This window comes from Caballeronia sp., assembly GCF_028292365.1.
Taxonomy (GTDB): Bacteria; Pseudomonadota; Gammaproteobacteria; order Burkholderiales; family Burkholderiaceae; genus Caballeronia.
The window spans coordinates 1-3,791 of record NZ_JAQGMM010000143.1 but is presented as its reverse complement, the minus strand read 5'-3'; the positions used below and the strand labels follow the sequence as shown (position 1 = coordinate 3,791).

The following is a 3,791-nucleotide window of genomic DNA, read 5'->3' as shown; positions in this document are numbered from 1 at the left end:
GCGCGCGTTCGGCCGACGGCCTCGGGATGCTCTTCGAGCAAGCGGCGGAATCGTTTTTCCTGTGGCGCGGGGTGCGCCCCGACAGCGGCACGGTGCTGCGCGCGTTGCGGCTGGAGTTATCGACGAAGGTTTAGTTGAGCGCGTGGTTTCGCACGACGTTGCGTTCCGTTCCGTTCCAAATAGAAGAAGCACGATGACAAGAACAAAATCGCCCGTTCGCCTCGGGCCGGCTCGATGGATTGTCTACGGCGTCTCGGTGATGGCGATTGCCGCTATTGCCACGCAGGTCTACTTCTTCGCGATGGTCGGCATTTATACGGTGGTCAACCCGTCATCGACGGCATTCATGCGCTCCGACGCGTGGCGCCTCGCGCAAGATCGTCCCGATCTCTCTATCCAGCGTGCCTGGGTGCCGTATGACCAGATTTCTCGCAATCTGAAGCGCGCGATCATCGCGTCCGAGGACGCGAATTTCGTCAACAACAACGGCTACGAAACCGATGCCATCCTGCAAGCCTGGGAGAAGAACAAGGCGCGCGGCAAGATTGTCGCGGGCGGGTCGACCATCTCGCAGCAACTGGCGCGCAACCTGTTTTTATCGCGGGAAAAGAGTTATGTGAGGAAGGCGCAGGAACTCGTCATCACGTCGATGCTCGAGCTCTGGATGGACAAGGAACGCATCTTCGAGATCTACCTGAATTCGGTGGAGTGGGGGAATGGCGTTTATGGCGCTGAAGCGGCGGCGCATTATTACTACAAGACGTCGGCGTCGAAGCTGACCGCGTGGCAATCGGCGCGGCTCGCGGTGATGTTGCCGAGGCCGAAATACTTCGATGAACATCGCGGGTCCGCGTATTTGTCGCAGCGGGCGGGGGTGATTGCGAGGCGGATGGGGGCGGCGGAGTTGCCGCAGTGAGTGTTTGTTTCATCCGCAAAACCCCGCTTCGCCGGGGTTTTTTTACGCTTGGAGCCTGCGCACGGGTCGGGGTGATGTCACCTATCGAGCCTGAAGGCAGCAAAGGATCAGCGAGCCGCAAGAGAGCGTCAAATTGTCGGCAAAGGCTCGTCGCCTTTGCTCATGTCCTCGCTAATTTCAGGAATGTCGCCGCATCAATTTGTCCGGGGAAAGAGATAATTGTGAGAATAAGGAAATTATCGCACCTAAAAGCGTCTGCTATATAATGTTTACACATAACGCAATTATCTGGTCAACAGAGTTCAATAGAAGATAGTTTCCCTATAGAGAAACTATTGGCTCAAATGCGAGCTGACATTTATTGTTTCCCTATGGCGTAACTATGGCTCGAACTTTGTCACCGCATAATCCGCACATCAACCCGCTTGCGCGGGACATGGTCGGGCTCGGTGCGCTCGTGCGCAATCGCCGGTTAGAGCAGTCGATGCGTATCGACGACGCGGCCGACTTGCTCGGTGTGTCCTCCAACGTGCTTTCCCGGCTTGAAAATGGCCATCCTGTCGGCTCTGACCGGCTATTGCGCGTGCTCGAAGGTCTCGGGCTGACCATGCTGGTGCTTTCAAGGAGTGAGTCAACGACCGCGCTGCGAGCGTTGGGCGTGACGGCGAGCCATGCGAAGGCGTCGCTCTCGACGGACCAATCCTGATGGCGCACGTGCTCAAAGTTTCAACTCAGGTCGGGTCGGTAGGAGAGCTTGGGTTCGAGTCGCAGCAGGACATCTACAGCTTTACCTACGATGAAACCTGGCAGGCCAGAGACGTCGCTTTCCCGCTTTCGCCACACATTCCGCTGTCGGGTGAGCGGCCGAAACTTGGAACGGTACATCGCTTCCTCGCGAACTTGCTTCCTGAAGGGCGCGCACTCGAGGTCGCCTCGATGATGTACCAGATGTCGAAGGACAACACTTTCGGTCTGGTGCATATGCTGGGAAAAGAACCTGTCGGCGCATTAAGTTTTACGGCCACAGCGGAAGCGGCGGCGCCCGGCGAGGATGGCGCCGAATTCGCGGAACCAGAGTACACGGCCGCCGAAGAGCAAGACGCGCCACCCGTGCGCCGCGTTGTGCCGAATGAAGAGTTAAGCGAGCGTATCCGTCGTCGGGATGAGATTCCCTTTCCGGTTTGGGACCGCCAGCTCCGGCTTTCGGTGGCAGGCTTCCAGGACAAATTGCAGGTGCTCGTTGAGGGAGAGTCGATTTCGCTCGTAGACGGCGGGCCCATCAGTTCGACGCACATCCTTAAGCCGGAGTCACTCAATCCTGCGTCCGCTTTCATGGTGGCGAACGAGCACTACTGCATGACGCTCGCTGCAAGCATCGGGCTACCCACGGCGGCAGTACGGATTCGCCGCATTCCCGAGGCGATACTGCTCATCGAGCGATTTGACCGTGAGGTGGAGCTTGACCCCGCCGACGGTGTGACCGCGCTTCGCGTTCGGCGCACGCACGTCATTGACGGCTGCCAAGCGTTGGACCTGCCTGTGAACCTCAAGTACGAGCGCAACTTCGGTAACGCCCGGGCAGTTCGCGACATCAGAGAGGGCGCGAGCTTCGAAAAGCTGTTCGCGCTTGGGCCGCATTTCGAGAACCCTGCCCATGCGCGCCAAGTCATGCTGCGTTGGGCTCTGTTCCAGCTCTTCATCGGCAACAGTGACGCGCACGGCAAGAATCTGTCTTTCCATGTGCGGCCCGCCGGCCTGTCGCCCGCACCCTTTTACGACCTTGTCTCCGTCAATGTCTACGGAGACGTCGTCGAGCAGGACATGGCATTGGCTTACGGCGACGCGTTCCGGCTGGAAGAGGTCAACGCGTTTGAACTCGCTTGCTTCGCCCAGCATACGGGCACGCCCAGACCTCTCCTTGCGCGGGAACTGACGCGTATGGCGCAGGCGATCACGCGCGTTGCGAGGGACCTGGCGCAATCGGAGGTGTACGTGGAGGAGGAGCGGGACCTTGTGGAACGTATCCACGATTTCGTCATGATCCAGGTTGGCAAGCTGCTGCAATTGGCGCCCGAGGCGCCCAGGATTGACCGGTCGTTGTTGTAGAACAGACAGCCACAGCGACCGTGCGTGATACCGAAAAGTCCAACAACAAAGGCGCCAGGCGCTCCCGCTGATGATTTCGGGTCAAACCGCATGGACTTCCATCATGTCGGCCGGGACGTCAAGCTTGCCTCTTTTCCGATCGATTGCACGCGCCGAGAAATCTCCCAATATGTGAACACATCAATCACATATTGAATAATCCAGACGCCCCGCTCTAAAATCCGATCACAGCCAAAACGGCAGTTTCACCCGGCTCGGGGTTTTCCCGCAGACCGCGTGAAACGACAAAAGCACTCGGAGACAAGTCATGCCAACGTCAGCGACATCAGCGCAACTAGCGCGCTCGCATCTGCATTCGCATCCGCGTGTCTCGCACTCCTTATCGATGATTCCCTGCGCCGTTTCCTGCGCGACGCTTCGCCGCGCGCCATCGGCCCGGTAACTCGCGTCGTGAACGAACGCACAAACATTCTCAAGCCGCGAACATCGAGTGCCATGACCAAGACCCTGAATCCCACCGTCGAGCATGAATTGTCGATGGACCGCCCGGCCGGCAAACCGGCGGCAGCGAACGAAGCCAACGAAGCGAACGAAGCGAACGAAGCGAACGAGCCGAGCGGAGCACAGGCATCGGCGGCTGCATTGCTCGATCTCACACCGCAGCAAGCCGGCACGCAAACGCTGCTGCGCGGCCTGGCGATTCTCGAAGCCGCAGTAGGCGGCGCGCGCGATCTGCGCAGCATCGGCGCAGCGCTTGGCACCACCCGCA

Annotated in this window: 3 protein-coding genes and 2 pseudogenes; all 5 read left to right on the top strand. The window is 59.1% G+C overall.

Features of this window, described 5'->3' with window-relative positions:
- A pseudogene (gene aroE, locus JWR14_RS08900) lies at nt 1-134 on the top strand (shikimate dehydrogenase); the annotation flags it as partial.
- 59 nt (nt 135-193) lie between these two features.
- Nucleotides 194-916 (top strand): monofunctional biosynthetic peptidoglycan transglycosylase, encoded by a 723-nt coding sequence (mtgA, locus tag JWR14_RS08895; protein WP_299704662.1) that lies wholly within the window; start codon nt 194-196, stop codon nt 914-916.
- Between the two features lie 382 nt (nt 917-1,298).
- The gene (locus JWR14_RS08890) at nt 1,299-1,622 is read left to right on the top strand and encodes a helix-turn-helix domain-containing protein (protein WP_299704659.1); all 324 of its coding nucleotides are present in this window, start codon (nt 1,299-1,301) and stop codon (nt 1,620-1,622) included.
- A complete protein-coding gene (locus JWR14_RS08885; protein WP_299704656.1) occupies nt 1,622-3,022 on the top strand; it encodes a HipA domain-containing protein in 1,401 nt (466 codons plus the stop codon). The genes JWR14_RS08890 and JWR14_RS08885 overlap by 1 nt, the downstream gene beginning before the upstream one ends.
- Before the next feature lie 276 nt (nt 3,023-3,298).
- Nucleotides 3,299-3,791, top strand: a pseudogene (locus JWR14_RS08880) (hypothetical protein); the annotation flags it as partial.